Origin of the sequence: Streptomyces sp. NPDC101178 (genome assembly GCF_044767965.1) — a bacterium.
GTDB lineage: Bacteria > Actinomycetota > Actinomycetes > Streptomycetales > Streptomycetaceae > Streptomyces.
The window spans coordinates 556,389-581,678 of record NZ_JBIWOZ010000001.1 but is presented as its reverse complement, the minus strand read 5'-3'; the positions used below and the strand labels follow the sequence as shown (position 1 = coordinate 581,678).

19 protein-coding genes, 1 tRNA gene and 1 pseudogene are annotated in these 25,290 nt (G+C 72.9%); 9 read left to right on the top strand and 12 right to left on the bottom strand.

Translation table 11 applies throughout. The features are described 5' to 3' along the window. The first annotated feature begins 41 nt into the window (after positions 1-41). A complete protein-coding gene (locus ACIRR8_RS02540) occupies positions 42-509 on the top strand; it encodes a DUF1772 domain-containing protein (RefSeq protein WP_404058099.1) in 468 nt (155 codons plus the stop codon). A 19-nt stretch (positions 510-528) separates the two neighbouring features. Here the strand turns inward: ACIRR8_RS02540 and ACIRR8_RS02535 are convergent, their stop codons facing one another. The 4 genes and pseudogenes from ACIRR8_RS02535 to ACIRR8_RS02520 all read right to left on the bottom strand — a co-directional run bounded on the left by ACIRR8_RS02535 (position 529) and on the right by ACIRR8_RS02520 (position 2,937). Then, complete coding sequence (locus ACIRR8_RS02535) at positions 529-1,404, bottom strand: peptidoglycan-binding protein (protein ID WP_404058097.1); 876 nt, start codon at positions 1,402-1,404, stop codon at positions 529-531. 375 nt (positions 1,405-1,779) lie between these two features. Beyond that, positions 1,780-2,025, bottom strand: a complete 246-nt coding sequence (locus ACIRR8_RS02530) for a hypothetical protein (RefSeq protein WP_404058728.1) — start codon at positions 2,023-2,025, stop codon at positions 1,780-1,782. A gap of 223 nt (positions 2,026-2,248) precedes the next feature. Beyond that, a pseudogene (locus tag ACIRR8_RS02525) lies at positions 2,249-2,668 on the bottom strand (exonuclease domain-containing protein); the annotation flags it as partial. 196 nt (positions 2,669-2,864) lie between these two features. Then, positions 2,865-2,937, bottom strand: a tRNA-Arg gene (locus ACIRR8_RS02520). A gap of 339 nt (positions 2,938-3,276) precedes the next feature. Between ACIRR8_RS02520 and ACIRR8_RS02515 the strand changes: the two genes are divergently transcribed. The 7 genes from ACIRR8_RS02515 (at position 3,277) to ACIRR8_RS02485 (ending at position 12,261) form a co-directional block, all read left to right on the top strand. Further along, positions 3,277-4,920, top strand: coding sequence for a dynamin family protein (locus ACIRR8_RS02515; RefSeq protein ID WP_404058095.1), 1,644 nt, complete (start codon positions 3,277-3,279; stop codon positions 4,918-4,920). Beyond that, positions 4,917-6,992 (top strand): GTPase, encoded by a 2,076-nt coding sequence (locus ACIRR8_RS02510; RefSeq protein WP_404058092.1) that lies wholly within the window; start codon positions 4,917-4,919, stop codon positions 6,990-6,992. The genes ACIRR8_RS02515 and ACIRR8_RS02510 overlap by 4 nt, the downstream gene beginning before the upstream one ends. Positions 6,993-7,111: 119 nt before the next feature. Then, positions 7,112-7,585, top strand: coding sequence for a single-stranded DNA-binding protein (locus tag ACIRR8_RS02505; protein ID WP_404058090.1), 474 nt, complete (start codon positions 7,112-7,114; stop codon positions 7,583-7,585). A 188-nt stretch (positions 7,586-7,773) separates the two neighbouring features. Then, the gene (locus ACIRR8_RS02500) at positions 7,774-9,336 is read left to right on the top strand and encodes a Cys-Gln thioester bond-forming surface protein (RefSeq protein ID WP_404058088.1); all 1,563 of its coding nucleotides are present in this window, start codon (positions 7,774-7,776) and stop codon (positions 9,334-9,336) included. A gap of 116 nt (positions 9,337-9,452) precedes the next feature. Then, positions 9,453-11,117 carry an energy-dependent translational throttle protein EttA gene (gene ettA, locus ACIRR8_RS02495; protein ID WP_404058086.1) on the top strand — a complete coding sequence of 555 codons (1,665 nt, stop codon included), beginning with the start codon at positions 9,453-9,455 and terminating at the stop codon, positions 11,115-11,117. 5 nt (positions 11,118-11,122) lie between these two features. Next, a complete protein-coding gene (locus ACIRR8_RS02490) occupies positions 11,123-11,545 on the top strand; it encodes an acyl-CoA thioesterase (protein ID WP_404058084.1) in 423 nt (140 codons plus the stop codon). Continuing rightward, entirely contained in the window at positions 11,542-12,261 is a 720-nt protein-coding gene (locus tag ACIRR8_RS02485; RefSeq protein WP_404058082.1) for a hypothetical protein, read from the top strand. Before ACIRR8_RS02490 ends, ACIRR8_RS02485 begins: the two co-directional genes overlap by 4 nt. A 75-nt stretch (positions 12,262-12,336) precedes the next feature. Here the strand turns inward: ACIRR8_RS02485 and ACIRR8_RS02480 are convergent, their stop codons facing one another. Then, complete coding sequence (locus tag ACIRR8_RS02480) at positions 12,337-12,741, bottom strand: globin (RefSeq protein ID WP_404058080.1); 405 nt, start codon at positions 12,739-12,741, stop codon at positions 12,337-12,339. A gap of 139 nt (positions 12,742-12,880) precedes the next feature. Here ACIRR8_RS02480 and ACIRR8_RS02475 point away from each other — a divergent pair, with 139 nt between their 5' ends. Further along, positions 12,881-13,879 carry a methyltransferase domain-containing protein gene (locus ACIRR8_RS02475; protein WP_404058078.1) on the top strand — a complete coding sequence of 333 codons (999 nt, stop codon included), beginning with the start codon at positions 12,881-12,883 and terminating at the stop codon, positions 13,877-13,879. Between the two features lie 6 nt (positions 13,880-13,885). Here ACIRR8_RS02475 and ACIRR8_RS02470 read toward each other — a convergent pair whose 3' ends face one another. From ACIRR8_RS02470 to ACIRR8_RS02440, 7 genes are all read right to left on the bottom strand, one after another. Beyond that, positions 13,886-15,448 carry an FHA domain-containing protein gene (locus ACIRR8_RS02470; protein WP_404058076.1) on the bottom strand — a complete coding sequence of 521 codons (1,563 nt, stop codon included), beginning with the start codon at positions 15,446-15,448 and terminating at the stop codon, positions 13,886-13,888. A gap of 83 nt (positions 15,449-15,531) precedes the next feature. Then, complete coding sequence (locus ACIRR8_RS02465; protein ID WP_404058074.1) at positions 15,532-16,911, bottom strand: VWA domain-containing protein; 1,380 nt, start codon at positions 16,909-16,911, stop codon at positions 15,532-15,534. 19 nt (positions 16,912-16,930) lie between these two features. Further along, positions 16,931-18,409, bottom strand: a complete 1,479-nt coding sequence (locus ACIRR8_RS02460) for a protein phosphatase 2C domain-containing protein (protein WP_404058072.1) — start codon at positions 18,407-18,409, stop codon at positions 16,931-16,933. 2 nt (positions 18,410-18,411) lie between these two features. After that, on the bottom strand, positions 18,412-21,333 hold the full coding sequence (locus ACIRR8_RS02455) for a tetratricopeptide repeat protein (protein ID WP_404058070.1): 2,922 nt from the start codon (positions 21,331-21,333) through the stop codon (positions 18,412-18,414). Next, the gene (locus tag ACIRR8_RS02450) at positions 21,330-22,694 is read right to left on the bottom strand and encodes a hypothetical protein (RefSeq protein WP_404058068.1); all 1,365 of its coding nucleotides are present in this window, start codon (positions 22,692-22,694) and stop codon (positions 21,330-21,332) included. Before ACIRR8_RS02450 ends, ACIRR8_RS02455 begins: the two co-directional genes overlap by 4 nt. 127 nt (positions 22,695-22,821) lie before the next feature. After that, the gene (locus tag ACIRR8_RS02445) at positions 22,822-23,871 is read right to left on the bottom strand and encodes a glutamate ABC transporter substrate-binding protein (protein ID WP_404058066.1); all 1,050 of its coding nucleotides are present in this window, start codon (positions 23,869-23,871) and stop codon (positions 22,822-22,824) included. 11 nt (positions 23,872-23,882) lie between these two features. After that, positions 23,883-25,271 carry a hypothetical protein gene (locus ACIRR8_RS02440; RefSeq protein WP_404058064.1) on the bottom strand — a complete coding sequence of 463 codons (1,389 nt, stop codon included), beginning with the start codon at positions 25,269-25,271 and terminating at the stop codon, positions 23,883-23,885. Positions 25,272-25,290 lie beyond the last annotated feature (19 nt).

Here is a 25,290-nt window from a genome sequence, read left to right as displayed (position 1 = left end):
ACTCACACGAAATCGGGCTGTGCGAACCGCTGTCACCGGTCATGATGTCCGCCATGGCCTCCCTGCTCCTGGTGCTCTCCGTGATCGTCACCGGCCTCTACGCGGGCATCATGCTGACGTTCCTGATCGCGATCATGCCCGGCCTCGCCGAACTGACGGACGAGCAGTTCACGGCGGCGATGCGCCGCTTCAACGAGAAGGTCCCCGGGCCGCTCTTCCTCGTCCTCTTCCTCGGCGTGGTCGTCCTGCCCGCCGCCGCGCTCCTCACCGGACTCGGCGAGCTCGACGGGGTGGCGGGCCCGGCGCTCGTGGCGGCGCTCGTCTGCGTGATCGCCGGTCACCTGGTCACGATCGCCGGGAACATCCCGCTCAACAACGCGCTCGCCGCGTCGGAGGGCGGCGACGACAGCGCCGCCCGCCGGGCGTTCGAGCCGCGGTGGAACACCTTCCACCAGATCCGCACCGCCTTGGTGCTGGTGGCCTGCGTCCTGCTGGCCGTCGCGCTGTAGCCGACCCGCCCGCACCGGCTCACACGTTGGGCACCCTGAGCCGGTCCCAGCTGGTCTTGCCCGGGATGCCGTCGGCGCCGGTGCCGGTGTAGCCGAGCTTGCGCTGCCAGGCCGCGTACGAGTTCCGGTCCGCCGTTGACCAGGCCGGACCCGGCCCCACCGTGTACCGCCCGCACCCCTCGGCCACCAGGCGCCTGCCCATGGCGGTGATGATCGGGCTGCTGCGGCCGGCCTTGAAGAACGAGGCTCCGGGGAACGGTTCGTACGTGGGTTTCGGCGGCGGTTCGGCGGGCCCGTCCGGCGCACCGTCCAGCCGCTTGCCGATCCTGGAACGCATCGAGCTCATGGTGAAGCCCCGCGGATCGACCTTGCCCGGCTGCCACTCCAGGTGCCCGATCACCGACCGCTCGCCCCACCCGTGCGCCCGGCAGACGGCCGCGGCGGCCCGCTCGATCGCCAGCAGCTGGGCGGCCGGCCAGGGATCTTTCCCATCCCCGAGGTTGACGCACTCGAAGCCGTAGAAGTACCGGTTGCCATCGGTGTTGGCCTCGTTGTCCGGCGGCAGGGCCTTCTCCGCGATGACGGCCCGCAGGACGTCGTCGTCGCCGAGCCCGGCGTGGTTGGCGCGCCCGTTCCCGACGAGATGGACGGTCCCGTCCTTGGCGATCACGCCGTGGCAGAGGGGGCCGGGGAGGGCGGAGTGGCCGTTGTAGCAGAGCTCGACGGAGGAGGCGGTGCCCGATGTGACGGTGTGATGGATCATGACGCCGTGCGTCGGACCCCAGGGTCCCTTGTGATTCCGGTTGTTCGTACGCCAGCTCCGGTGCTCGACGACGTGGAGGCCTTCGGCGCGGAGGGCTTTGAGCAGCTTGTCGGCGGACAGAGGCGTCGCCATCGTGGTGCTCCTTTCCAGGTGGTACAGGGGTTCGCAGGGTTGTTCGAGGGGTGGCGGGCAGGCTCGGATGCCGGACGGCGCAACGAAGTTGCGCTCGCCCGAACGGGTTTGCGGAGAGGCGGCGGACACCCGGCGGCGGGATTCCGCCTGGGGCCGTACAGGATCGATTTGCCCGTTCTCGCGCCGCCCTGAACGTCCTCCCGTACCGAACGTTTCGTCGGCCCACCACTCCTGTGCGACGGATTCCGCTTAGGGAGAGGGACGGGGTGGACGGGGCTGGTGTTCCGGCACCGGGGTGCGTACGGGGGGCCTCCTCCGTGCCGGGCACGCCCCTTCCCCTGCTCCCACCGTGGATGCGCCCGGCGAACCCGGCTCCTACGTGAAGAGGTGACGACCTTCGACCGCCTCACCGCGCGTGTGGGCGAGGATCTGGTGGTGGTGGTGGCGGCGGCGGTGGCCCACGACGTCGAACTTCGGCGACGACCAGAGGTGCTGTGCCATCCGGCCGAGCAACGCCGACTTCCCCGTCAGCGGATCCCTCTGCGACCAGAGGCAGGAAGGCGCGTCGTCGTCCGTTCCGAGGAAGCGGTCCACGAGCCGGAGCTCGGCCGCGACGGCCACCTTGCGGGAGTCGGGCGGGAGCGAGGCGAGGCCGACGGCGATCGTCTGTTCGGCGGGGCCGTCGGTGAGAGGTCGATGGCGGCGGAACCGCCCAGCGCGACGACCCTGGTACGCGCGGCGGTCGCGGCGGGATGGGTGCCGCCGAGTACGAGGACCCGCCGCCCGGCCGGCGGGCGGCCCGTCGGCGTCGCTGCCGGTCGGCGCGGGGCCGGGACGGCCGCCACGGGTCCACCTGCCGGTTGAGGGCGAGGGTGCACAGCCGCTGGGAGACCGGCAGATACAGGCGGGCCCGCGCGAACCCGTGCGCCAGGAAGTTCCAGTCGAACTGGGCGTTGTGGGCCACCAGGACCCGGTCCCGCAGCAGCGCCCCTATCCGCCCCGCCACCTGCTCGAAGGCCGGCGCCCCCGGCAGCCGCTCGGCGGTCAGCCCGTGCACATGCACCGGCCCCGGATCGCACCCCGGATTCAGCAGGGTCGAGAACTCCCCGGTCTGCTCGCCGTCCGGACCGATGGTCACCACCGCGACCGACAGCACCCGGTCCCGCCGCGCGATGAAGCCGGACGTCTCCACATCCACCAGCGCCCAGTGGAAGGCGTAATCGCGCCGGCCGGAAACATCACGGGACGGGGAGCTCAGGGCCAGGCCCGCAAGAATGATCCGGCATCTGCCCATTCCTCAACCGGAATGGCCTTTTTCCTGGATGCGCGAAGGCGCTCGGTCTGCCGGGGCCAGGTCCGGGATCTTCCCTTACGCCGCCACTACCCCACTCCCCGTTAATCTGCCCCGACCAGCGAAAAGGCCCTCCGGTGCGGAGGGCCTCACGGTCGTGCGGTCGGTGCGCCCCCGGCAGGACTCGAACCTGCGGCCAAGCGCTTAGAAGGCGCCTGCTCTATCCACTGAGCTACGGGGGCCGGGAGCCCTGATCGGGTGGTTCCGTGGCCGTGCCGGGACAAGGATAGGGCTCCGATCGCCTGGACCCGGTTGCTTCACCTGCGTGGCACGATGTGGAGGTTCGGTGAAGCGAACCGATAATCGCAGGTGAGTACGGATCGTGCATAGCTTTTCGCGCCATGCGGCCCGGGTGTTGTGCACTCGTTATGCCTGTGCCCCACTCATCCCTCTTGTCCGGACTCCGTCCCGACTCCTTTCCAGCCCTGCCGAACGCTGTCCGGAGAGTGGAACCGCCGCGCAGAGGGGTCTATAAGCTTCAAAAGGGCGCCAAAATTGGGCATTCTTCGCATGTGGTGACCATGGACGTACGGCCTCAGCTCATCGACGCACTTTCCGCCCTGCGCGACCGTGTCGCCGCCGTGCGTCTTCCACTCCCGCTGCCGGGGGCCGAACGCGCCCGGCAGACGAGGGTCGAACTCCTCGCGCAGCTCGACGACTACCTCCTGCCCCGGCTCAAGGACCCCGAGGCCCCGCTGCTCGCCGTGATCGGCGGATCCACCGGGGCCGGGAAGTCCACGCTGGTCAACTCGCTCGTCGGGTGCAGGGTCAGCGAGGCCGGGGTGCTGCGGCCCACCACGCGGACACCCGTGCTGGTCTGTCATCCCGACGACCACCACTGGTTCGCGGGCGTACGGGTGCTTCCGCAGCTCACCCGGATCTGGCTGCCGCCGGGCCAGGCCCGGGACCCCGACGGGCTCGACGACCTCGGGGCCGGTGCGCACGACGACGCGAACGTGCTGCGCGTGGAGACCGCCGTCAGCCTGCCGCGCGGGCTCGCCATCCTCGACGCCCCCGACATCGACTCCCTCGTCGTCCGCAACCGGGTCCTGGCCGCCGAACTCATCTGTGCCGCCGACGTCTGGGTCATGGTCACCACGGCGTCCCGGTACGCCGACGCGGTGCCCTGGCATCTGCTGCGTACGGCAAAGGAGTACGACGCGGCCCTCGTCACCGTCCTCGACCGGGTGCCCCACCAGGTGATCGCCGAGGTCTCCCGGCAGTACGCGGCGCTCCTGACCCGCGCCGGACTCGGGGACGTACCGCGCTTCACCATCCCCGAACTCCCCGAGTCCGCCGGCGGCGGCAGCGGGCTGCTCCCGACCACCGCCGTCGCCCCGCTGCGCGCCTGGCTCACCCACCGGGCCCAGGACCCCGCCGCGCGGCAGCAGGCGGTGGGACGTACGGCCTCCGGGCTCATCGAATCGCTGAACGTACGGATGCCCGAACTGGCGTCGGCCGTCGCCGCGCAGTACGCCGCCTCCGTACGGCTCACCGGCGTGGTCGAGGACGCGTACGGCAAGGAGGCGGCCCGCATCCGGCGCTGGCTCCAGAGCGGAGCGGTCCTCTCCGGTGACGCGCGGACCCGGTGGCGCGGCTACCCCCTCTACAGCGCCCCCGGCGAACTCCTCGAAGCCCTGGTGGACAGCCTCATCGCCCTCCTCCAGTGCTCCGTCTCCGCCGCCGACGCGCAGATCCGTACGCGGTGGAGCCGCGAGCCCGCCGCCGGAGTGTTCCGGTTCGAGAGCGCCGGGCGGGAGGCCGGCGGGTGGGGGCCCGCCGAGGATGTCGAGGGGCGGATCGCCGTGGCCGTACGGCGGTGGCGGCGGGTCCTGGAGGAGCTCGCCGAGGAGGAGGTGCGGCAGCTGGAACGCAGCGTGGCGCCCGACCCCGAGACCGTCGCCGCCCTGCTGGCGGCGGCCCTGCTCGGCGGCCGGCGGGCCCGTACGGCCGGCGAGCAGCTCGCCGAACGCATCGGGGCCCAGGGCGCGCTGCGCCTGCGCGACAAGGGCGGCCAACTGCTGACGACCTATCTGGACCAGGTACTCGGCGGCGAACGCGACCGCCGCCTCGCGCCGCTCGACGCGCTCGACGTCGCTCCCGAGCCGCAGGCCGCGCTGATCGCCGCGCTTTCCGTACTGCAGAAGGAGAGGTGGCAGCGATGACTGCCGTCACGGACGAGGACCAAGGCAACGGCACGGCGAGGGCGGGGGAGCTGACGGAGAAGGAGGCTCCAAAAGCCCCGGGCTCTTCCGGCAAGGAGGACGCCGGGCGCTGGGACGACGGGCTCATCGCACGGCGTGCCGCGGCGGTCGACGCGCGGAGCGGTGCGCCCGTGAGCGGCGATTCCGGAACCGGCACGTCCGGTACCAGTACGCCCGGACGCGCCGATTCCCGTACGGACGCGGGCTCCGCCGGTTGCGCTCCCGAGGATGACGACGTACGGCCTCAGGTCGAGGCGTACGGGTCCTCCGGCGGCCCTCTCCCGACCCGGCTCGACGCCCTGCGCGAACTCGTCGGCCTCTCCCGGGCCCGGCTCGACCGGGACACCCTCGCCGAGGCCGGACGCGTACTGGACGAGGCCGCCGCCCGGCAGCGGCTCTCCTCGCGGCACACGGTCGTCGCCATCGCGGGGGCCACCGGGAGCGGGAAGTCGACATTGTTCAACGCGCTCGCCGGGGCCCAGATCTCCGACACCGGGCTGCGCCGCCCCACCACCTCCCAGCCCATCGCGTGCAGCTGGACCGACGGGGCGGCGGGCCTGCTCGACCGCCTCGCGATCCCCGGCCGCCTCCGCCGCAGGCCGCACCCCGGGCCCGCCGCGTTCGACGAGGCGCTCCAGGGGCTCGTCCTGGTCGACCTGCCCGACCACGACTCCGCCGCGACCGCCCACCGCGATCAGGTGGACCGGGTGCTGGCGCTGGTCGACGCGGTGATCTGGGTGGTGGACCCGGAGAAGTACGCGGACGCCGCCCTCCACGAGCGCTATCTGCGCCCGCTGGCCGGGCACGCGGAGGTCACCTTCGTCGTCCTCAACCAGATCGACCGGCTGCCCGGCGAGGCCGCCGACCTCGTGCTCGACGATCTGCGCCGGCTCCTGGACGAGGACGGCATGGCGCTGGGCGAGCACGGCGAACCCGGCGCCACCGTCATGTCCCTGTCCGCGCTGACCGGCGACGGGGTGCCCGAACTGCGGGAGATGGTCGGCCGGTTCGTCCAGGACCGCACGGCCGCCACCCGGCGGCTCTCCGCCGACGTGGACGCGGCCGCGGCGCGGCTGCGTCCGGTGTACGTGGCGGAGGGGCGGCCGGGACTGGGGGAGCGGGCCCGGGAGGAGTTCACCGACCGGCTGGCCGAGGCGGTCGGTGCTGCGGCCGCCGGCCAGGCGGCCGAGCGGGAGTGGCGCCGGAACGCGGGGCGGGCGTGCGGGACGCCGTGGCTGCGGCTGTGGCGCTGGTACGAGTCCCGGGGGCTGCCGGGCAGCCTGGACCGGATGGGCCAGGCGCTCGCCCCGCCGGAGGAGGAGCCGACCGCCCGGCAGCGGGTCGAGCAGGCGGTCCGGATCGTCGCCGACGATGCCGCCGACGGGCTGCCCGCGCCCTGGGCGCAGGCCGTGCGCGAGGCCGCCTTCAACGGGGCGAAGGGGCTGCCGGAGGCGCTGGACGAGCTGGCGGCGAAGGCGGCTGCGGGAGGCGGTTCCTCCAAGGGATCCAGGGCGTCCAAGGGGTCCAAGGGATCCCCAGGGTCCAGGGCGTCCGAGAAATCCGAGGCTTCCGGTAGTTCCGGTGCTTCCGGTGGTTCCGGGCCGGTCGGTACGTCGGTCGGGCGGGGTCCCGCGACCGGCGTGGCGCTCGGCGGGCGGCCGGCCAAACCGCCCCGGCCCAAGTGGTGGCCCGCCGCGGTGCTGGCCCAGGTGTCCATGACGCTGCTCCAGGTCTTCGGCGGCCTCTGGCTGCTCGGCCAGATCGTCGGGGTCCTGGAGCCGGGGCTCGTCACCCCGGCCCTGATCATGCTGGCCGGAGTCGTCGGCGGGCCGCTGGTGGAGTGGTCCTGCGCGGCGGCGATCCGCGGCCCCGCCCGGCGTTACGGGCAGGACGCCGAACGACGGCTGCGCGAGGCGGCGGCCGGGTGCGGCCGGGCCAGGGTCCTGGACCCCGTCTCGGCGGAGCTGGCGCGGTACCGGGAGGTGCGCGAGCGGTACGTGGCGGTGACGGAGTTTTCCACAACCGGCCAGTAGTCCACAGGCTCCGGCGGGATTCGCTTCCGGCGTCCACCATGAAGTCCGTACATCGGTAAGCCGGTGGACGGAACGACAGAACGACGGAATCGAGCGGTACGGCCGAAACGGGGCGGGAAATGAACGAGACGATGGTGACGCTGGTGGGAAACGCCGCTACGGCGGTGGAGTTCCGCGAGACGGCCACCGGGGGAATGGCACGCTTTCGCTTCGCCGTGACCCCGAGGCGCCGGGACCGTGAGACGCAGCTCTGGACGGACGGGCCCACCAGCTTCTACACGGTGTGGGCCTGGCGGACGCTCGCGGCCAACCTGGCCGCCTCGGTGGCGATCGGGGAACCCCTGCTGGTGCACGGCCGGTTGAAGGTCCGCGAGGAGGAACGGGACGGTGGGCGGCGGACGTTCGTCGACGTCGAGGCGGTCACGGTCGGCCACGACCTGAGCCGCGGGACCGCCGCCTTCCGCCGGGTCGTCAGGACCGAACCGGCGCTGACGGCGGCCTCGCACCGCAGAGCTGACGGAGAGTCGGACGATGGTTCCGGCGCGTCACGGGCCCTGTCGGAACGAGCCGCCGAAAAGGTGGCCGTGTCCTGAAAGGGCTGGTCGCAGGGGCGGCCCGGCGATAACGATTCCGATTCGGAATGGTTGGCCGGGGGCAGTACGGGGGACGGTGGTTCGCCCGGTCCTTAGGATTCCCAGAGCTCATGGGTCACTTGAGTCTGCTGGCGGGGCATTCCCCACACGCGCACCACGCGCGAGGGTCCCGCCCGGAGGGGAATTCTGTGTTTTCTGCGCCTTCAGTGTCCGCTTCGCCGTCCGACGCGAAGGCGGTGCACACCGTCCGTGGCAGAGCGTCGCGGGCCGGGGAGGCCTCCGGGACCGGGCGGCTACGACGAGGCCGGGGCTTCCTCCGCCCGGTGACCGCGCTGCTGCTCTCCGGTCTCGTCACGGCGGCCACCCTCGCCGGGACCGGCACCGCGGCCGCCGACGACCCCGCCCGGCACCAGGGCGGCGCGGCCGCGGTGCTCGACGGGCTGAAGACGTTCGACAGCGCCGTGCTCCGCATGCCGGGCGAGAACGGCGCCCCCGACGTGACGCAGGAGCTGCCCGCCGGGCTCTTCGAGATGACCGTGGACGGCGGCGGCAAGCTCAAGACGTACTGCATCGACCTCCACAACCCCACCCAGGACCAGGCTAAGTACCTGGAGACCCCGTGGGCCGAGACCTCGCTCGGCGCCAACCGGAACGCCGGGAAGATCCGGTGGATCCTCCAGCACTCCTATCCGCAGGTCGACGACCTCGCCGCGCTGGCCGAGGCGGCGGGCACCGGGCCGCTCACCGAGAGGACCGCCGCCGCGGGCACCCAGGTCGCCATCTGGCGCTACTCGGACGGCGCCGACGTCACGGCGTCGGACCGGCAGGCCGAGAAGCTCGCCGACTGGCTGCAGAAGAGCGCGCGCAACGTCGCCGAGCCCCGGGCGTCCCTGACGCTGGAGCCCGCGGCGGTCTCCGGCCGGGCCGGGGAGCGGCTGGGTCCGGTGACCGTCCGTACGGACGCCGACCAGGTCTCCGTCTCGCCCCCGGTGGACGCGGCGGCGAGCGGCATCAAGGTGACCGACGAGAAGGGCACGCCCGTCACCGCCGCCACCGACGGCGCCCGCCTCTACTTCGACGTACCGGAAGGCAGCGCCGACGGCTCCGCCTCGCTGGGGGTCCAGACCACCACCTCCGTGCCGGTCGGCCGCGCCTTCGCCGGGACCACCCGCACCCAGACCCAGATCCTGGCCGGCTCCAGCGAGTCCACGGTCTCCGCACGGGCCACCGCCACGTGGGCGAAGACGGGCGCCGCCCTGGCGCTCACCGCCCGGAAGAACTGCGTGGCCGGCGGCGTCGACATCACCGCGGCCAACCAGGGCGACGAGCCCTTCACCTTCGAGCTGGGCGGCGCCGAGCACACCGTGGCCGCCGGAGGAACCGAGACGGTGACGATCCCGGTGGCCGAGGACCAGGCGTACGACTTCACCATCACCGGACCCGGCGGTCTCCGGAAGAACTTCACCGGCGTGCTGGACTGCGCCACCAGCGGCAGCGTCGCCGCGGCCGAGAAGGACCTGCCGGCCGACGAGGACACCGGGATCAACACCCAGACCGCCCGCGATCCCCTCCCTGCCCCGACCGGCACCACCACCTCCGGCCTGGAGGGCGACCTCGCGGCCACCGGCGGCTCCAGCACCACCCCGATGATCGCCGCCCTCGCCGTCGGCTTCCTCGTGATCGGCGGCGGCGCGCTGTTCGTCCTGCGCCGGAAGGAAGCGGCCCAGGCGGCCCGGCAGCACAGCGCGTAACGGCTGCTCCCGGGGCCGGGACCCGTCCATCCCTGGACGGGTTACCACCCAGGGATGGACGTCAGGCAAGATGGGGTGTATCTGCCCACACCTCTATTGCTGCCGGACGGTTTCTCTTGGCTGAGTTCATCTACACCATGCGCAAGACGCGCAAGGCGCACGGCGACAAGGTGATCCTTGATGACGTCACCTTGAACTTCCTGCCCGGCGCGAAGATCGGTGTCGTGGGGCCCAACGGCGCCGGTAAGTCCACGGTGCTGAAGATCATGGCGGGCCTGGAGCAGCCGTCCAACGGTGACGCGTTCCTGTCGCCCGGGTTCAGCGTCGGCATCCTCATGCAGGAGCCGAAGCTCGACGAGAGCAAGACCGTCCTGGAGAACGTCCAGGCCGGCGCGGCCGAGATCATGGGCAAGCTCCAGCGCTTCAACGAGGTCGCCGAACTCATGGCGACCGACTACTCCGACGCGCTCATGGACGAGATGGGCAAGCTCCAGGAGGACCTGGACCACGCCAACGCGTGGGACCTGGACGCCCAGCTGGAGCAGGCCATGGACGCCCTGGGCTGCCCGCCCGGCGACTGGCCGGTCACCAACCTCTCCGGTGGCGAGAAGCGCCGCGTGGCGCTCTGCAAGCTCCTCATCGAGGCCCCGGACCTGCTCCTCCTCGACGAGCCCACCAACCACCTGGACGCCGAGTCGGTGAACTGGCTGGAGCAGCACCTCTCGAAGTACGCGGGTGCGGTCGTCGCCGTCACCCACGACCGGTACTTCCTGAACAACGTCGCCGAGTGGATCCTGGAGCTCGACCGCGGCCGCGCGATTCCGTACGAGGGCAACTACTCCACGTACCTCGACAAGAAGGCCGCCCGCCTCAAGGTCGAGGGCCGCAAGGACGAGAAGCGCCAGAAGCGGCTCAAGGAAGAGCTGGAGTGGGTGCGGTCCAACGCCAAGGGGCGCCAGACCAAGTCCAAGGCCCGTCTCGCCCGGTACGAGGAGATGGCGGCCGAGGCCGACAAGATGCGGAAGCTGGACTTCGAGGAGATCCAGATCCCGCCGGGCCCGCGCCTCGGTTCCATCGTCGTCGAGGTCGAGAACCTCTCGAAGGCCTTCGGTGACAAGGTCCTCATCGACGACCTGTCCTTCACGCTGCCCCGTAACGGCATCGTCGGCGTCATCGGTCCGAACGGTGCGGGCAAGACCACGCTGTTCAAGATGATCCAGGGCCTGGAGACGCCGGACACCGGTTCCATCAAGGTCGGCGACACGGTCAAGATCTCCTACGTCGACCAGTCCCGCGCCAACATCGACCCGAAGAAGACCCTCTGGGCCGTCGTCTCGGACGAGCTGGACTACATCAACGTGGGCCAGGTCGAGATGCCCTCGCGGGCGTATGTCTCCGCGTTCGGCTTCAAGGGCCCGGACCAGCAGAAGCCGGCCGGCGTCCTCTCCGGTGGTGAGCGCAACCGCCTCAACCTGGCGCTGACGCTCAAGGAGGGCGGCAACCTGCTGCTCCTCGACGAGCCCACCAACGACCTGGACGTCGAGACGCTCTCCTCGCTGGAGAACGCGCTGCTGGAGTTCCCGGGCGCCGCAGTGGTCATCTCCCACGACCGCTGGTTCCTGGACCGCGTCGCCACGCACATCCTCGCCTACGAGGGTGAGTCCAAGTGGTACTGGTTCGAGGGCAACTTCGAGTCGTACGAGAAGAACAAGATCGAGCGACTCGGTGCGGACGCGGCCCGTCCGCACCGCGCCACGTACAAGAAGCTCACGCGAGGCTGATCGTCTTGGCTCGTCACCTCTACAGCTGCCCCCTTCGCTGGTCGGACATGGATGCCTTCGGCCACGTCAACAACGTGGTCTTCCTCCGCTATCTGGAGGAGGCGCGCATCGACTTCATGTTCCGGCTGGCGCCGGGGGACGGCTCGCCGTCGTTCTCGGGCGGGTCCGTCGTGGCCCGGCACGAGATCGACTACGTACGGCCGCTGGTCCACCGGCACGAGCCGGTGACCGTCGAGTCGTGGGTCACGAAGATAGGCGCCGCGTCGCTGACGATCGCCTACGAGATCAAGGACCCCGAGCAGGTGTACGTACGGGCCTCGACCGTCGTCGTCCCGTACGACCTGGTGGCCGAGCGGCCCCGGCGGATCTCCGCCGAGGAGAAGCTCTTCCTCCAGCAGTACCTGGCAGAGGAAGTCGCCGCGGCATGACCGTGCCTGTGCAGTCGCTGCTGTTCGCCGACCCGAGGGAGGCGGCGGATCTCGCCGCCTTCCTCGGCCGGCTGCTCCACTACGACCGGGCCGCCGCGGTCCGGTTGCAGGCGGGCGGCGGCGACGCACTGGCCGTGTTCGGCCGGCCGCCCTCCTTCGAGGTCCTCGCCGTCCGTACGGCCCGCCTGGCCCGGCCCGAGACGCTCGACGTCACGGTGTCGGCCGGCGAGCTGCTGGAGTCCCTCTCCCTGTCACCGTCCCCGGATGCGGCCGAGGAGGGGCCGGGTGAGCCGGGCGGTGCGCTGCCCGAACCCGTCACCGGGCCGCCCTGGACCGGCGTCCTGCCGCCCAGGGGGCCCTGGCGCGAACAGGCCGGGCTACCCCGGCCGGACGACCTGCGCGCCGCTCTGGACGCGGCCGTCGCCGAATTCCGTACGCGGGACGAGGCGCTGCCGGAAGAGCTGCGCACCCGCGCCGAACGCGACCGGATCGGCCGCGAGATCTGGTCCCGGCCCGTCGGCGCCACCGAACTTCCGCTGCGCGCGGTCCACGCCGCCCAGTCCCTCGGCTTCCTCCGCGCCGACCCCGGCTTCCCCGTCTCGCTCTTCGCCTCGGGCGGCTGGCTGCGGCTGCGGACCCCGTTCGGTTCGGTCGCCCTGCGCCGGGACCCGGTCGGCGGGCTGGGGTCGCTGGCTCTGACCGTGGGGCACGGCTGAGGCGGACGGGCCGCTGCCCGCTGTTCTCCTGCCGGAGTGTTTCAGTCCGCCGTGTCGACTCTCCTGCCGGAGCGGTCAGTCCGCCGTGTTGACCATCGAGGCCGCCGCGTACGTCAGGTAGTCCCACAGCTGCCGCTCGTGCTCCGGCGCCAGCTCCAGCTCGTCCAGCGCGACCCGCATATGGGCCAGCCACGCGTCATGGGCCGCCCGGTCCACCCGGAACGGGGCATGCCGCATTCGCAGCCTCGGGTGGCCGCGGTGGTCGCTGTAGGTGCGCGGGCCGCCCCAGTACTGCATCAGGAAGAGGGTGAAGCGCTCTTCGGCCGGGCCCAGATCCTCCTCCGGATACATCGGCCGCAGCAGCTCATCGCCCGCGACCCCCTCGTAGAAGCGGTGGACCAGGCGCCGGAAGGTCTCCTCGCCGCCGACCTGCTCGTAAAAGGTCTGCTCCTGAAGCGTGTCGCGCGGAATCTCTGTCACCCGTCCATGGTCGCAGACGCGGCGGCCGAGGTCAGGGGTCCTAGGACCAATGGCCGGGACCGCCTCCCGTCCGACCGTCTGCGGTCGCGTGCGGCCGCGTGCGTTCGCCTCCGCCGTCCCGCCGCAGGACAGTGGAGACATGGGCGCACACCGGGAAGCCCCCGCCGGGACCGGCTCCGGCCCCGAGGCCGACCAGGCGCGTCAGACCCTCGTGCGGAACATCGTCGGGCAGGGCGGGCTCACCGACCCCGCCTGGCGCCGGGCCTTCGAGGAGGTGGAGCGCCACCTCTTCGTGCCGTACTACTACGTGCACGGCAGCCGCGGCTACGAGCGGCTCTGGGGCGACGATCCGGACCCCGTACGCCGTCGGCGCTGGCTGCGCGGAGTGTACGGGGACGAGGCGCTGGCCACCCGGATGCGGGACGGCGAACTCATCTCGTCCTCCAGCCAGCCCTCGCTGATGGCCCTGATGCTCGACGCCCTGGACCTGCGCGACGGCCACACCGTCCTGGAGATCGGCACCGGGCCCGGCTACAACGCAGCGCTGCTCTCCCACCGGCTCGGCGACACGGCGGTGACCAGCGTCGATCTCGAACCGGAGATCACGGAGTCGGCCCGCAGCCATCTCGCCGCCGCCGGATACCGCCCGACGGTCATCACCGGCGACGGGGCCCGTGGCTGTCCGCGGCGAGCCCCGTACGACCGGATCATCGCGACCTGCACGCTGCCCTGCGTACCGCACGCCTGGCCGGAACAGTGCGCTCCCGGAGCGCGGATCCTGGCACCGGTCGCGACCGGGCTCGTCTCGCTGGAGGTGCGCGCGACGGCGCACGGCCCGCACGCCGAAGGGCACTTCCTGCACACCCCGGCGTACTTCGTGCCCCTGCGCGGAGCCTCACCGTTGCCGGAACCCATCGCGCGCCCCGGCGGAGTGCCGAGGCGCGCGATCGGGGACGAGCTGTTCCGGTTCCTGCTGACCCTGACGGCGGGCAGCCTCGATCCGCGCGAGGCCCTCTCGCTCTGGGAGCGCGAGGAGCACCCGCGGCGGGAGAGGTACGGCGTCACGGTCGCGGACGGCCGGCAGTGGTCCTGGCTGGACGACCCGGAGGGGCCGTACACCTGGCCGCTGGGCGGATGAGGGTCTTCAGTCCCGGCGGATCGTGATCGTCGTCCAGGCCCCGACGTGCACCTGGTCGCCGTCCTGGAGCGGGACGGGGACGTACGGCTGGATCGGGTCCTCGGCGCCGTTGAGCGTGGTGCCGTTCGTGGACTTCTGGTCGACCACGGACCAGCCGCCGTCGGGCTGCTGCACCAGCACCGCGTGCTGGTGGGAGACGCCCGGGTCCTCCGGCGGCACGGACAGGTCGATGTCCGGGGACTCGCCGGTGCTCTGCCGGCGGCGGCCGATGGTGACCTGGGTCCCGGTGAGCGGCAGGCGCTGCTCGGGGGAGTACGCGGGCAGGTTCAGGCCGGTCGCCTCGGGGCCGCTGCGCTGCATCATCGCCAGGAAGTACGCACGGTCCGGCGCGATGACGGCGGTCCAGGTGGTGGCGGTGGGCTGCTGCGGCTGTCCCTGACCGGGGACCTGGCCGTAGCCCTGGTTGCCCTGGCCCTGGTCGTAGCCCTGGTCCTGGCCGTGCTGCGGCCCGTTGCGGTCGTAGCCCTGGTCCTGGCCGTAGCCCTGGTTGTCCGGGGTCCCCTGGTTCCGGTCGGGGTGACCGGTCTGCTGACCGCCCTGCCCTTGCTGACCGCCCTGGTACGGGGCCTGCTGCTGGAACGCCTGGGGCGGCTGCTGGGCCTGCTGCGGTGCCCGGGTCTGAGGCTGGGAGGGCGGCGACAGGACCCAGTCGTCGCCACCGCCGCGCTGTGCCTGCTGCTGGGGCGGCGCGAAGGGCGAGGACTGCTGCGGCTCGAACGGTGAAGGTGCCTGCTGCTGGTGCGGAGGCGGCGGGCCCTGTTGCTGGAAGGCCGGCGGAGGCGGCGGACCCTGCTGGAACGCGTGTGGCGGGGGACCGGCCTGACCGCCCGGTCCGGACGGTCCGCTCTGTCCTCCGGGACCTGGGGGGCCGCCGCGCTCGTCCTGGCCGTCGTGACCGGAACGGTCGCCGTGACCGGACGCGCCGCCGTGACCGGTCTGCCCCGGAGCGAGCGGCTCGGCCGGACGGTTCACCTGCGAGGGCCGCGAACCCTGGAACTCGAACGGGTCCCGGTGCGGCTGGGACTGAGGCTGGGACGGGGGCGCGCCACCGGGACCGCCAGGACCACCCTGGCCTCCAGGACCTGCCTGGCCACCCGGGCCACCCTGGCCTCCAGGACCCTGCTGGGCCAGGAAGCCGGGCGGCAGGTTGAGACCGGGCGGCGGGCCGACGGGGCCACCCGGGCCGCCGGACCCGCTCGGCGTGCTGTGCTGCGGGGCCAGCGGCGTGTACGAGGTCGCCGTGCTGGTGATGTAGTTCCAGCGGCACTCCTCGCAGTACGGCGCCATCGCCTCGCGCGGCGTACGGCACTGCGGGCAGAGCTCCGCCTGCATCGTCGGCGGGCCGCCGTCGTTGCCGACGGGGGGCGGATAGCCGTAACCGGGCGCGGGAGGCGGCGGGGGCGGCGGAGGTACGGCGCCGGCGGGGGCGCCCGTTCCGGTCATGCGGTGTCCGCAGACCTCGCACCAGTCCTCGGAACCCGACTGGTGTCCGTTCGGGCAGGTCGGCATGTCGGCGCTTCCCCCTCTCCTCGTCCGGCCCCGGGGGCCGTCATGCTGTCGATCGATCGTGACCGTTCGGCCACCGAGTGCTGTTACTTCTTGACGCGAACGGTCTTGGTGGAGCGCGTTTCGAGGGTCATCTCGTCCGCTTCCGCGACCTTCGCTTTCAGTCGCACAGTACCGGTCGCCGCATCGACGACGTCGACCACCTTCGAAAGCAGTTTCGCAGTGTCCTGGTTGCCGGACGCCGATGCCAATTGCACCGCACGGCCCAGTTTCGCCGTCGCACCGTCGAAGTCGCCCGACTTGCGCGCATCCAGACCCTGTTGGATGACTTGTGCCAGTTCCGCCTGACCCGTGTAGTGCGCGACCTGCGGATTGATCGAGGTCGACGCCACCATGTCGTCCGTCCACACCGCCCGTACGAGCCCCTGCGAGAGCACCTGCGGAGCCCCCGCGCCCGACGGGTCGGGCAGGATCAGCGAGACCCGGGCCGCCAGCATCTCCTGGCCGATCCCGGCCTCGGGGACCAGGACGCAGACGTGGTAGTCGCGGGACTCGTCGCCCCAGGAGCCGGTCGGGTAGTCCCCGGCGCGCGGGCCCGCCTCGGTGCGCCGGCCGGTCAGGTCCTCGACCGTCGGCGCCACCTGCTTCACGAACCGGATCTCCACGCCGACGGGCGTCCAGAGCCGCAGCGCCACGTCCGCGACCTCCTTGCCCATCGCGTTCTCCATCATCTGCGTGAAGTCGGCGGCGAGGCCTGCGGGGTCGGCGACGATGTCGGCGGTGCCGAGGAGCGCGGAGGAGATGGAGGTGACCTCCTTGACCTCCCAGTCGGTGCCGACGCCCCGGGCGTCACAGGTGAACCGGCCCGCGCAGGAGTCCAGCGCGGCCCGCAGGTCCTCCGGCGCCTCGTGCTCGTTGCGGCCGTCGGTCAGCAGGATGCCGTGCCGGATGTCGACGTCGGCGGAGGCGAGCAGCCGGTCGGCCAGCCGCAGCCAGGTGCCGATCGCGGTCCCGCCGCCCGCGCTCAGCCTCCGCAGCGCCTCCTTGGCCTGGGCCTTCGTCCGCGCGTCGGCGACCGCGAGCCGCCCGTTGCCCGGGTAGACGTCCTTGGCCACATGCGTCCCCGCGACCACCGCGAACCGTGTGCCCTCGCGCAGGGTGTCGATCGCGGCCGCCGTCGCGTCGCGCGCGTTGCGCATCTTCGTGGGCGGGTAGTCCATCGAACCGGAGCAGTCGACCATCAGCACCACCGCGGCGCTCGGCGCCTGCCCCGGCCCGGGCCCGTATCCGGGTACGTGTCCGGGTGAGGCCGCCGCGCGCGGAAGCGGGATACCGCCGGTGGTGCCGCCGCCGGTGGAGGTGACGGTGACGATCGCGTTGACCTCGCGGCCGCCCTCGGGCAGGAACGCGTTCTGGTACACCTCGACGGAGAACTGCGGCACGTTCGACTTCGAGAAGTTGGCCATCCGGTCTGCTCCCTGAGACTCAAACGGTGGTGCAGGCCGATCCTGCCCCTTGCGGCTCCACGGCGAACGGCAGCAGAGCCACTGTTACGTTGTCGTGGCCCCCGCCGTCGAGCGCGTGCCCGACGAGCACCTGGGCGCCGTGCAGCGGTCGCCGGTGGGCCTCCGGAGGCACGGCGGCGGCCATCTCCTCGGCGGATTCCGCGTAGTTCCACAGGCCGTCCGTGCAGACCACCACCAGGCCGGGGCGGTCCGGCTTGAACGAGGCCGTGTGCGGCTCCAGTTCGTAGGAGTCGGCGCCGAGCCAGCCGGTGATGGCGTGGGCGCGCTCGTCCGCGTACGCCTCGGCCTCGTTCATCAGGCCCGCCGCCACCATCTGCGCGGCCCACGAGTCGTCCTCCGTGAGCCGGGCGGCCGGTCCGGTGCGGTCGTCCGGCACCCAGTAGACCCGGCTGTCGCCGACCCAGCCGACCACCAGCAGCCCGCCCGCCATGATCGCGCCGACCAGCGTGCAGGCCGGTGCGTTCTGATGGCGGTGGGCCTCGTGCTCGGCCGCCCCGGCCAAGTCCTGGGCCAGTGCGTTGACCGCCTCGGACGCGGCGACGATCGCCTCGTGCATCGCCTGCTGCGGGTGCGTGCCGCGCGGCAGCGACTCCAGCAGCGCCTCGTTGGCGGCCCTCGCGGCGGCCGCCGACGCCTCGTCGGGCCGGCTCGCCGAGGAGACGCCGTCGCAGACGATCGCCACGACGGCCGGCGAACCGTCCGGCAGCGCGGTCGAGGAGACCGCGAAGGAGTCCTCGTTACGGTGGTGGCGCAGGCCCCGGTCGCTGACGGCGGCCACCGAGCCGAGCTCCTGCTCCATGTGGTCGCGCTCGCGGGGCTGGGCGTGCCCGCAGTTCTCGCAGTACCCGTCGGGGTCGACCCGGCCCGACCGGCAGGCCACACAGACCTTGGTGCCGGCGGCGGGCGTCGGAGTGGGCTCCGCCGTACGGGGATCGGGGGCGGCGAGCGCGAAGTCGCCCGAGGCGCCCGGAGGTACGGAGGTGGCCGATTCAGCCGCCGCCCGGTCGTCGTGGCGCACCGGGGGTGTCGTCGGCTGGTCGTCGTGGTGCGCCCCGGGTGTCGCCGGCAGCGGCTGGCCGCCCGAGTCCGTGCCGGGCAGGTCCGTCGCCCGGTGCACGGGTACGGGCACGTCGGAGCTGTCCGTCTCGGAGGCGGCCGGCCACTCCACGGCCGACACCGGCGGCGCGGGTGCGTCGGGCGCGGAGGCGGGCGCGGCAGGCGCGGGCGCGGCGGGCGCGGGCGGGGCCGCCGGAGAGACCGCCGGAGCGGCCTCGGCTGCCGGCGGCACGGTGATGGGCATCGTCGGCCGGTCGCCGGTCCGGGTCGGTACGGCCGAGAGGTCGTAGCCGCACGCGCCGCAGAACAGGTCGCCGGACGCCGGCGGTTCCTCGCAGCCGGGACACCGCGCCAGGGCGGGCTGCTGGTGGCTCTCTGACATCTTCACACCCACGTCCGGGGGCGGAAACGGTTGGCCCGCTCCACCAGTTCGATCCTCTCGTCGCCCCGCTGCGCGAGCCGGGCGAGCATGCGGTACGAGCGTTCCAGGCCCAACCGCAGTCCCCGCTCGTCCAGTTCGGCGTCGAGCAGCTTCCGGGTGCCCGGAGCTCCGGCGGCCGCCGGTCCGCCCGGCGGCGGGGCACCGGGACTACCGGAGAGTACCCAGTCCAGCGCCTTGCCCAGAACCTCGGTCGTCAACTGCTCGCGCCGCACCGGGTCCAGGCCGAACCCGGCCAGCGCCGCCACCTGGACGGCGGCCGCCGTCAGATCGGTCAGCAGGGGCTCGGCCGGGTCCCGCTCGCGCAACCGGGCCCGTACGGCGGCGACCCGGGCCGCGGTGTAGTGGATCGACGCCTCCGGCACCGACTCCAGGGTGTGCGCCGCACCCGCCCGGTCCCCGGCGGCGATCTGCACCCGGGCCAGGCCGAACGCGGCGCTCACGAAGCTCGGATCGGTCGCCCACACCAGCCGGTAGTACTCGGCCGCGTTGTCCAGCTGGCCCAGCACCTCCGCGCAGATCCCCAGCGCCAGCTTGGGCGCCGGCTCCCCGGGGAACGCGTCGTACACCGCGTCGAAGGAGAGCGCCGCCACCTCGTGGTCACCGGTCACCAGCGAGGCGACGCCCCGGTACCAGACGACCCGCCAGTCGTCCGGGTGGCGGGTCTCCAGCGCGGTCAGCGCGGCGGCGGCCGAGTCCAGCTCACGCATCTCCAGCCGGGCCCGCAGCTCCCGCAGCCGGGTCTCCAGCGAGGCCGCGGGCACCGCCTGGAGCGCCGCGATCAGTTCGGCGGGTGCGGAGGCCATCAGTCCGGCGAGGAACCCGGCGTTCGGATCGCTCGCGTCGACCCGGGGCACCGGCAGCGCCAGAGAGGTGGCCCGCGCGTCGAACACGGCCGGCCGGACACCCCCGGTGGTGGCCCCGGAGGTGCCGTACGGGGCGGTGGGGCCGGGCTGTGCGGCGGGGGAGGGCGGGGCCTCCCGGGGCGCCGGGACGGAGGCTTGCCCGTACGCCTGAGCAGGAGCAGGAGCAGGAGCAGGAGCAGGAGCAGGAGCAGGAGCAGGAGCAGGAGCAGGAGCAGGAGCAGGAGCAGGCGTAGGCGTAGGCGCGTGGACCGGGGGCGCGTACGCCGCTGCCGGTCCGCCGCCCCGTACATGCGTCGCCGTCGCCGTCAGCGGAGCCGCCCCCGCGGGTCCCGGACCGGCGGGCTGCGACCCCACCGGCAGCGCACCCGCCACCGCCGACGTCACGGCCCCCGGCGCCACCGGCGCCGCACCGCCCTGGCCCGGTACGCCGCCGCCCTGCGCCGGAATGCCCGGGAGCGGACCCGTACCGCGCTTGCGCTGTCCGAAGCGGCCACCGCGACCCGAGGAGGCCGCCCGGGCGCCCAGCCGGGACACGTCGTCCATCTGCTCGGCGAACAACTCCGTGTCCGTCACGCGCAGTTCCGTGCCGAACAGCGTCGACAGCGCCGGTCTCGGCCGCCCGCTCTGGAGCGCCACGACCTCGCGCAGCACCCCCGTCAGCTGCTCGGCCATCTCCGAGGCGGAGGCGAACCGCCTCCCCGGGTCCGGGTCGGTGGCCCGGACCAGCAGCCGGTAGAAGGACTCGTAGGTGCGGAACACCTCGATGTTGTCCGGGTCCGGCAGTGAGTCCACGAAGACGTTCGTGTACCCCTGGAAGTCGAAGGTGAGGACCGCCAGCGTCCGCGCCACCGTGTACAGGTCGGAGGCGACCGACGGGCCGACCTCCGCGACCTCGGGGGCCTGGTAGCCGACGGTGCCGTAGATGGCGGACTCGTCGTCGTCCATCCGGCGTACCGCGCCCATGTCGATCAGCTTCAGCTGGTCCTCGGTCTGGATCGCGTTGTCGACCTTGAAGTCGCAGTAGAGCAGGTTGCGGCTGTGCAGATGGCCGAGCGCCTCCAGCGCCTCGATCCCGTACGCGCAGGCCTGCTCGACCGGGAGCGGGTCGCGCTTGCCGGACGGGGTGCGGCGCTGGTTGGCGATCTCCTTGAGCGCCTTGCCGCCGACGTACTCCATGACGATGTACCCGTCGAGCGAACCGGTCCGCTGGTCCAGGTGCTCCACGAAGTTGTAGATCCGCACGATGTTGGCGTGCTCGATCTCGGCGAGGAAGCGGCGCTCGGAGATGGCCGCCGCCATCGCGTCCTGGTCGCCGGTGTCCAGCAGGCCTTTGAGGACCACCCAGCGGTCCGAGACGGCCCGGTCCACCGCGAGGTAGACCCAGCCGAGCCCGCCGTGCGCCAGGCAGCCCACCACCTCGTACTGGCCGTGCACGATGTCGCCGCCAGTCAGCTTCGGCACGAAGGAGTACGGGTGGCCGCACTTGGTGCAGAACCCCTCGGTGCGGCCGGGACGCTCCCCGCGCGAACGCCCCACCGGCGCACCGCAGTCGGAGCGGGAGCAGAACCGCTTGCGCTCGGGCACCTCCGGGTTCTCCATCACCGCCGTACGCGGGTCGGGCCGCGGCACGTCCGGGACCTGCACCAGGCCGACGCCCAGCCGGCCCCGGGTGGAGGAGGCGGCAGAGGAGCCCGAGGAGCGCACCGAGACCGAACGGGAGGTGGAGGAGCCGGAGAGCGAGCGGGACAGCCGCCCCGACACCGAGCGCCGCGAGGTCGACGAACGCGAAGAGGAGCGCGCGGAGGCACGGGAGGAGGAGCGCTGCGAGGAGCTGTCGCGGCTGCTCGCCCGGCCGCCGCCCGCGATACCGGTGGGCGGCGAGGAGACCATGCCCGTCGGTGAGACGACCGGGGCCAGACCGCAGGTGTCGCAGTACAGCTCACCTCCGCCCACGTCCTCGTAGGCGCCCTCGCACGCCGGGCGCTGGCACTGCGTACTCATCGTGTCTCCCCCTGGTCGCCCCGCCGGTCCTCGGGTCCCCGGGGCCCGTCCGGTCCTTCGGGCCGTTGCGGTGTCAGCAGCTCGGCCGCCGCCTGCTGGTAGCGCAGGACGTTCTGCTCGGCCACCCGCAGATCGCACGGGGCGCTCCACAGCATCCGGCGCGCCGCGTCGTACCGCTCGATCAGCAGCGGGTCCTCCGCCAGACCGTGCCGGGCCACCTTCGCCTTGTACGCGTCGAGCCGGCCGCGCAGCTCGGCCCGGACCGCCAGCGGGGCCGTCACCGAGGTCAGCGACTCCCGGGCGCGCAGCAGCTCCTCCTCGGCCTCCTGCTCCAGCGTCTCCAGGAGCGGGGAGAGCCGGTTCCACTGGGCGCGCCTGCGGTACTCGGCGGCGATGTCCAGCCGCTCCTGGAGTGCGGTCGCCGGTCCGCTGACGGCGGGCACCTCGGACGCGGCGATCTTGGCCAGCACCTCGCCGCGCGCCGCCCGCGCCTCGGTCAGCGTGCGGTCGGCGCGCGAGAGCACGTCCCGCACCCGCATCAGCCGCGCCTCGGCGTCCTGCCGCACCGCCAGCACCGCCTCGATCTCCCGCCGTACGTCCTCCAGCGCGCGGGCCGCCCGGTCGTACCGCGAGGTGTCCGGCCGGCCACCGCCGGGCGCGGCGCTGCCGGGGCCAGGCAGCCAGAACGCCAGCGGGTCGGAGATCACCTGCACCCGCAGCGTGGTCAGCTCCCCGGTGATCTCCTCCAGATCGTCCCCGGCCGGGTGCTCACCGGGCCGCACCCCGACCGAGTGGGCCAGCGAACGGGTGCGGTGCAGCTCGGCGGCGAGCAGGTCGATCCGGGCGGGCAGCGCCGACCAGACGGAGTCCGAGGCGACGACCATGTCCAGCGACCTGGCGTACAGCTCATTCATCCGGGCCACCAGCTCCTGGAGCGAGAACCGCTCCGAGAGCCGGGCCGGTCCCGTCACCGAGGAGGGCGGCACCGCACCGGAGTTGGCGACCGTGACCGCTTCGCCGCGCAGCAGCTCGGTCAGGGCCGCCAGATCCTCGCGGTTCGGGTGACGGCGGCGCGCCCGTATGTCCCGGGCCTCCTCCAGCGCGCCCGCGTAGGCGTCGAAGTACCCCCACAGCAGCGTGATCGACTGCTCGGTCGTGGCCCAGCGCTCCCGGGTGAGACCGGTCAGCTCGGCGCCCTCCAGGAGGCGGCGGCCCGCATGGTCCTGCAGGGCGAGGAGCGAGGTCTCGATCGCCTCGTGCTCCGCGCCGAGCCGGGCCAGCGCACGGTCCGCCTCGTCCCGGTCCATGACCGGGCCGGGGGGCCTCCCCGCGAAGCTGGGGAAGGATCCCGCGACGCCCATCGATCACCTCTCCGCTCTCGCCGCCGGGCCGGTGGGCCCGGACGGGGTCAGTTGCTCCGGTACGCGCGCGACCGGTCCGGTCCGTACGCGGTCACCGCCGGTACGGACGCGGCCCGGCGCGCCGGGGTCACTCGCTGCGGTACTTCGGGGCCGGTGGCGCCGATATACCGGGCAGGTCGGCCGCCAGCCACTTGCGGTACGACACCATCCAGGCGCTGCCCTGCCCGCCGGCGCGGTAGTCGACCAGGACCTTGTTGACCCGGGCCACCAGATCGTCGGCGCCCTTCTTCGCCGCCACACCGTAGAACTCGGTGGTGAACGGACCCGCGCCCTTGAGGGCCACCGCCGGGTCCTGCGCCGCCTGCCCGGCGCCGAGCGCGTTGTCCGTGAGGACGGCGTCGACCTCGCCGAGCTGGAGCCGGACCAGGCAGTCCAGCTGGTTGGGGACGGTCAGCCGGTCCGGGTCCCGGTCGGTGCCGTCGAGCTCGTCCTTGAATATCGCCCCGTACGACTCCTTCTCCAGCGCCTCGTACGCGGTGGTGCCCTCGCCGGAGCAGACCCGCTTGCCCTTCAGCGATCCGTCGTACCCCGTGATGGCGGAGTCCTTGGGGGCCAGGATCTGCTGGCCGGTGCGGAAGTAGGCCGTGGAGAAGGAGACCTGCTCCAGCCGCTTGCAGTTGATGGTCATCGTCCGCACGACGACGTCGACCCGGTCCCGCTCCAGGGCGGCGATGCGCTGGTTGGTGGGGATCGCCCGGAAGATCACGGCGTTCGGGTCGCCGAGGATGTCCTTGGCCAGCGCCCGCACCAGGTCGATGTCGAACCCTTCGAGCTCACCGCTGTACGGGTTGCGGTACCCCCAGCGGTAGCTGTTCTGGTCGACGCCCGCGACCAGCTTCCCGCGCGCCTTGATCTTCGCGACGCCCGGCCCGTCCGCCGACGAGGGCGGCAGGCTCGCCTCGGGATCGGTGCATGCCTCGGCCCGCACCGGCAGGGTCGCGGTCGTCCCGCCGCCCACCTGATCCGCCACGGCGGTCCCCCCGCTGTGCTGCGAGAGCGGCAGCAGCGTGAGCGCGGCGGTGATCACGCACGCCACCGCCATCGCCGTCACACCGCCCCAGCCGCGCAGCCGGACCCGTGAGGTACGGCGCCGCGCCCACGTTCTCGCCCTGGCCATCGCTGCCCCTCTCACCGGTACTCCGAGAGCCTGCGGTTGACCCCGAGGATCGCGGCGACCGCGCCCAGCACCGCCAGCGCGGCGGCCCCGGTCGGCAGGCCGCGCAGGGCCCCGCGCCCGCCCTCGGCGGCCGCGGTGAACTCGCCCTGCTCATGGGCGAGCGCGGTCCGCAGCGCGGTGTCCACCTGCTGGAAGGACTGCCCGGTGGAGTCCTTCTCCCCGATGATCTGCTTCAACGCTCCGTCGTAGTCGCCCTGGTCGTCCGTGGCGCGTGCCTTGCGGTGGCGGTCCTGCCACTCGGTGACGCTCTTGGCGGCCCGGGCCACCGGAGTGCTGCCGCTCTCGTCGTCGGCGAGCCGCTCTGCCTTCTCCAACTGCTCCTGAAGGGCTTTCATGCCCGTGGTGTAGTCCGTCTCGTACTGGTCGGCCGAGCCGTCGGCGGTCAGCACCGCACCGCGCGCCACCAGCGTCAGATTCTCGTTGGCGCGCGCCTTCAGGGAGTTGATACGCGCGTTGTTGAGCACGTCGAGCGACTCCTGGCCCTGCGTCATCGCGGACCGCAGCTCGGTGCGGGCCACCGTGTGCCCGACCGCCAGCCAGAGCAGCACCACCGACGCGGCGGCCGTCGCCACCAGCAGCCCGTGGTTGAACACCCGGTTGGTGCGGCGGTAGTTGCGGCGCTGCATCCACACCAGCGCGCCCAGCACCACCAGTCCGGCGGCGAGCGAGAGGAAGGGCCACCGGCGGGCGTCGGCGGAGTCCCGGTCGAGCCGGCCCGTCTCCGCCGCGTACAGCCGCTCGGCCGCGGGCAGCAGCTCGTTCGTCATCTTCTGGTTGGCGTACCGCAGATAGGCGCCGCCGAGCGGAAGCCCCTGCCGGTTGTTGGCGCGGGCCCGCTCGATCAGGCCGGTGTAGACCGGCAGCACCTCGTTGAGGGTGGTGATCTCCTGCCAGGAACTGGTCGACGAGTCGGTGTTGGCCGACGCCTTCACCAGCAGCCGGGCCGCCTCCTCGATGTCCTTCCGATACTGCTCCTGCACCGCCTTCGGCTCCTGCGCCCCCGCGAGGAAGCCGCCGGCCGCCATCGTGTCCGCGTCGGCGAGCGAGCGGTAGATGCTGGCCGCGTCCGCGCTGAGCGGCTGGCTGCGCCCCACCACGTCGTCGGCGGCGGAGGCCCGGTGCGAGATCTCCAGGGCGGTCACCGCGCCGAACGCCACGACCAGCAGCGCCAGCACGGCCCCGATGATCTGGAGGCGGCCGGGCTCGGTCGTCGCCACGGCGCGCAGCCGACGGCTCTGCGCGGCCCAGGAGCCCGGTCGTTGAGCGGGCAGGCCGGTCGGCGCGGGCGCCTGCTCAGGCGCGCGCTGCGTCTGCGGGCCGCCCTGCGGCAGCTGTGTCACTCGACCTCCCCCTCGGTCA

Excerpts from the sequence above, each read along its gene's own strand:
- ACIRR8_RS02540 (WP_404058099.1), top strand. The coding sequence starts at position 42 with ATGATGTCCGCCATGGCCTCCCTGCTCCTGGTGCTCTCCGTGATCGTC.
- ACIRR8_RS02535 (WP_404058097.1), bottom strand. The coding sequence starts at position 1,404 with ATGGCGACGCCTCTGTCCGCCGACAAGCTGCTCAAAGCCCTCCGCGCC.
- ACIRR8_RS02515 (WP_404058095.1), top strand. The coding sequence starts at position 3,277 with ATGGACGTACGGCCTCAGCTCATCGACGCACTTTCCGCCCTGCGCGAC.
- ACIRR8_RS02510 (WP_404058092.1), top strand. The coding sequence starts at position 4,917 with ATGACTGCCGTCACGGACGAGGACCAAGGCAACGGCACGGCGAGGGCG.
- ACIRR8_RS02505 (WP_404058090.1), top strand. The coding sequence starts at position 7,112 with ATGAACGAGACGATGGTGACGCTGGTGGGAAACGCCGCTACGGCGGTG.
- ACIRR8_RS02485 (WP_404058082.1), top strand. The coding sequence starts at position 11,542 with ATGACCGTGCCTGTGCAGTCGCTGCTGTTCGCCGACCCGAGGGAGGCG.
- ACIRR8_RS02475 (WP_404058078.1), top strand. The coding sequence starts at position 12,881 with ATGGGCGCACACCGGGAAGCCCCCGCCGGGACCGGCTCCGGCCCCGAG.
- ACIRR8_RS02470 (WP_404058076.1), bottom strand. The coding sequence starts at position 15,448 with ATGCCGACCTGCCCGAACGGACACCAGTCGGGTTCCGAGGACTGGTGC.
- ACIRR8_RS02465 (WP_404058074.1), bottom strand. The coding sequence starts at position 16,911 with ATGGCCAACTTCTCGAAGTCGAACGTGCCGCAGTTCTCCGTCGAGGTG.
- ACIRR8_RS02460 (WP_404058072.1), bottom strand. The coding sequence starts at position 18,409 with ATGTCAGAGAGCCACCAGCAGCCCGCCCTGGCGCGGTGTCCCGGCTGC.
- ACIRR8_RS02455 (WP_404058070.1), bottom strand. The coding sequence starts at position 21,333 with ATGAGTACGCAGTGCCAGCGCCCGGCGTGCGAGGGCGCCTACGAGGAC.
- ACIRR8_RS02450 (WP_404058068.1), bottom strand. The coding sequence starts at position 22,694 with ATGGGCGTCGCGGGATCCTTCCCCAGCTTCGCGGGGAGGCCCCCCGGC.
- ACIRR8_RS02445 (WP_404058066.1), bottom strand. The coding sequence starts at position 23,871 with ATGGCCAGGGCGAGAACGTGGGCGCGGCGCCGTACCTCACGGGTCCGG.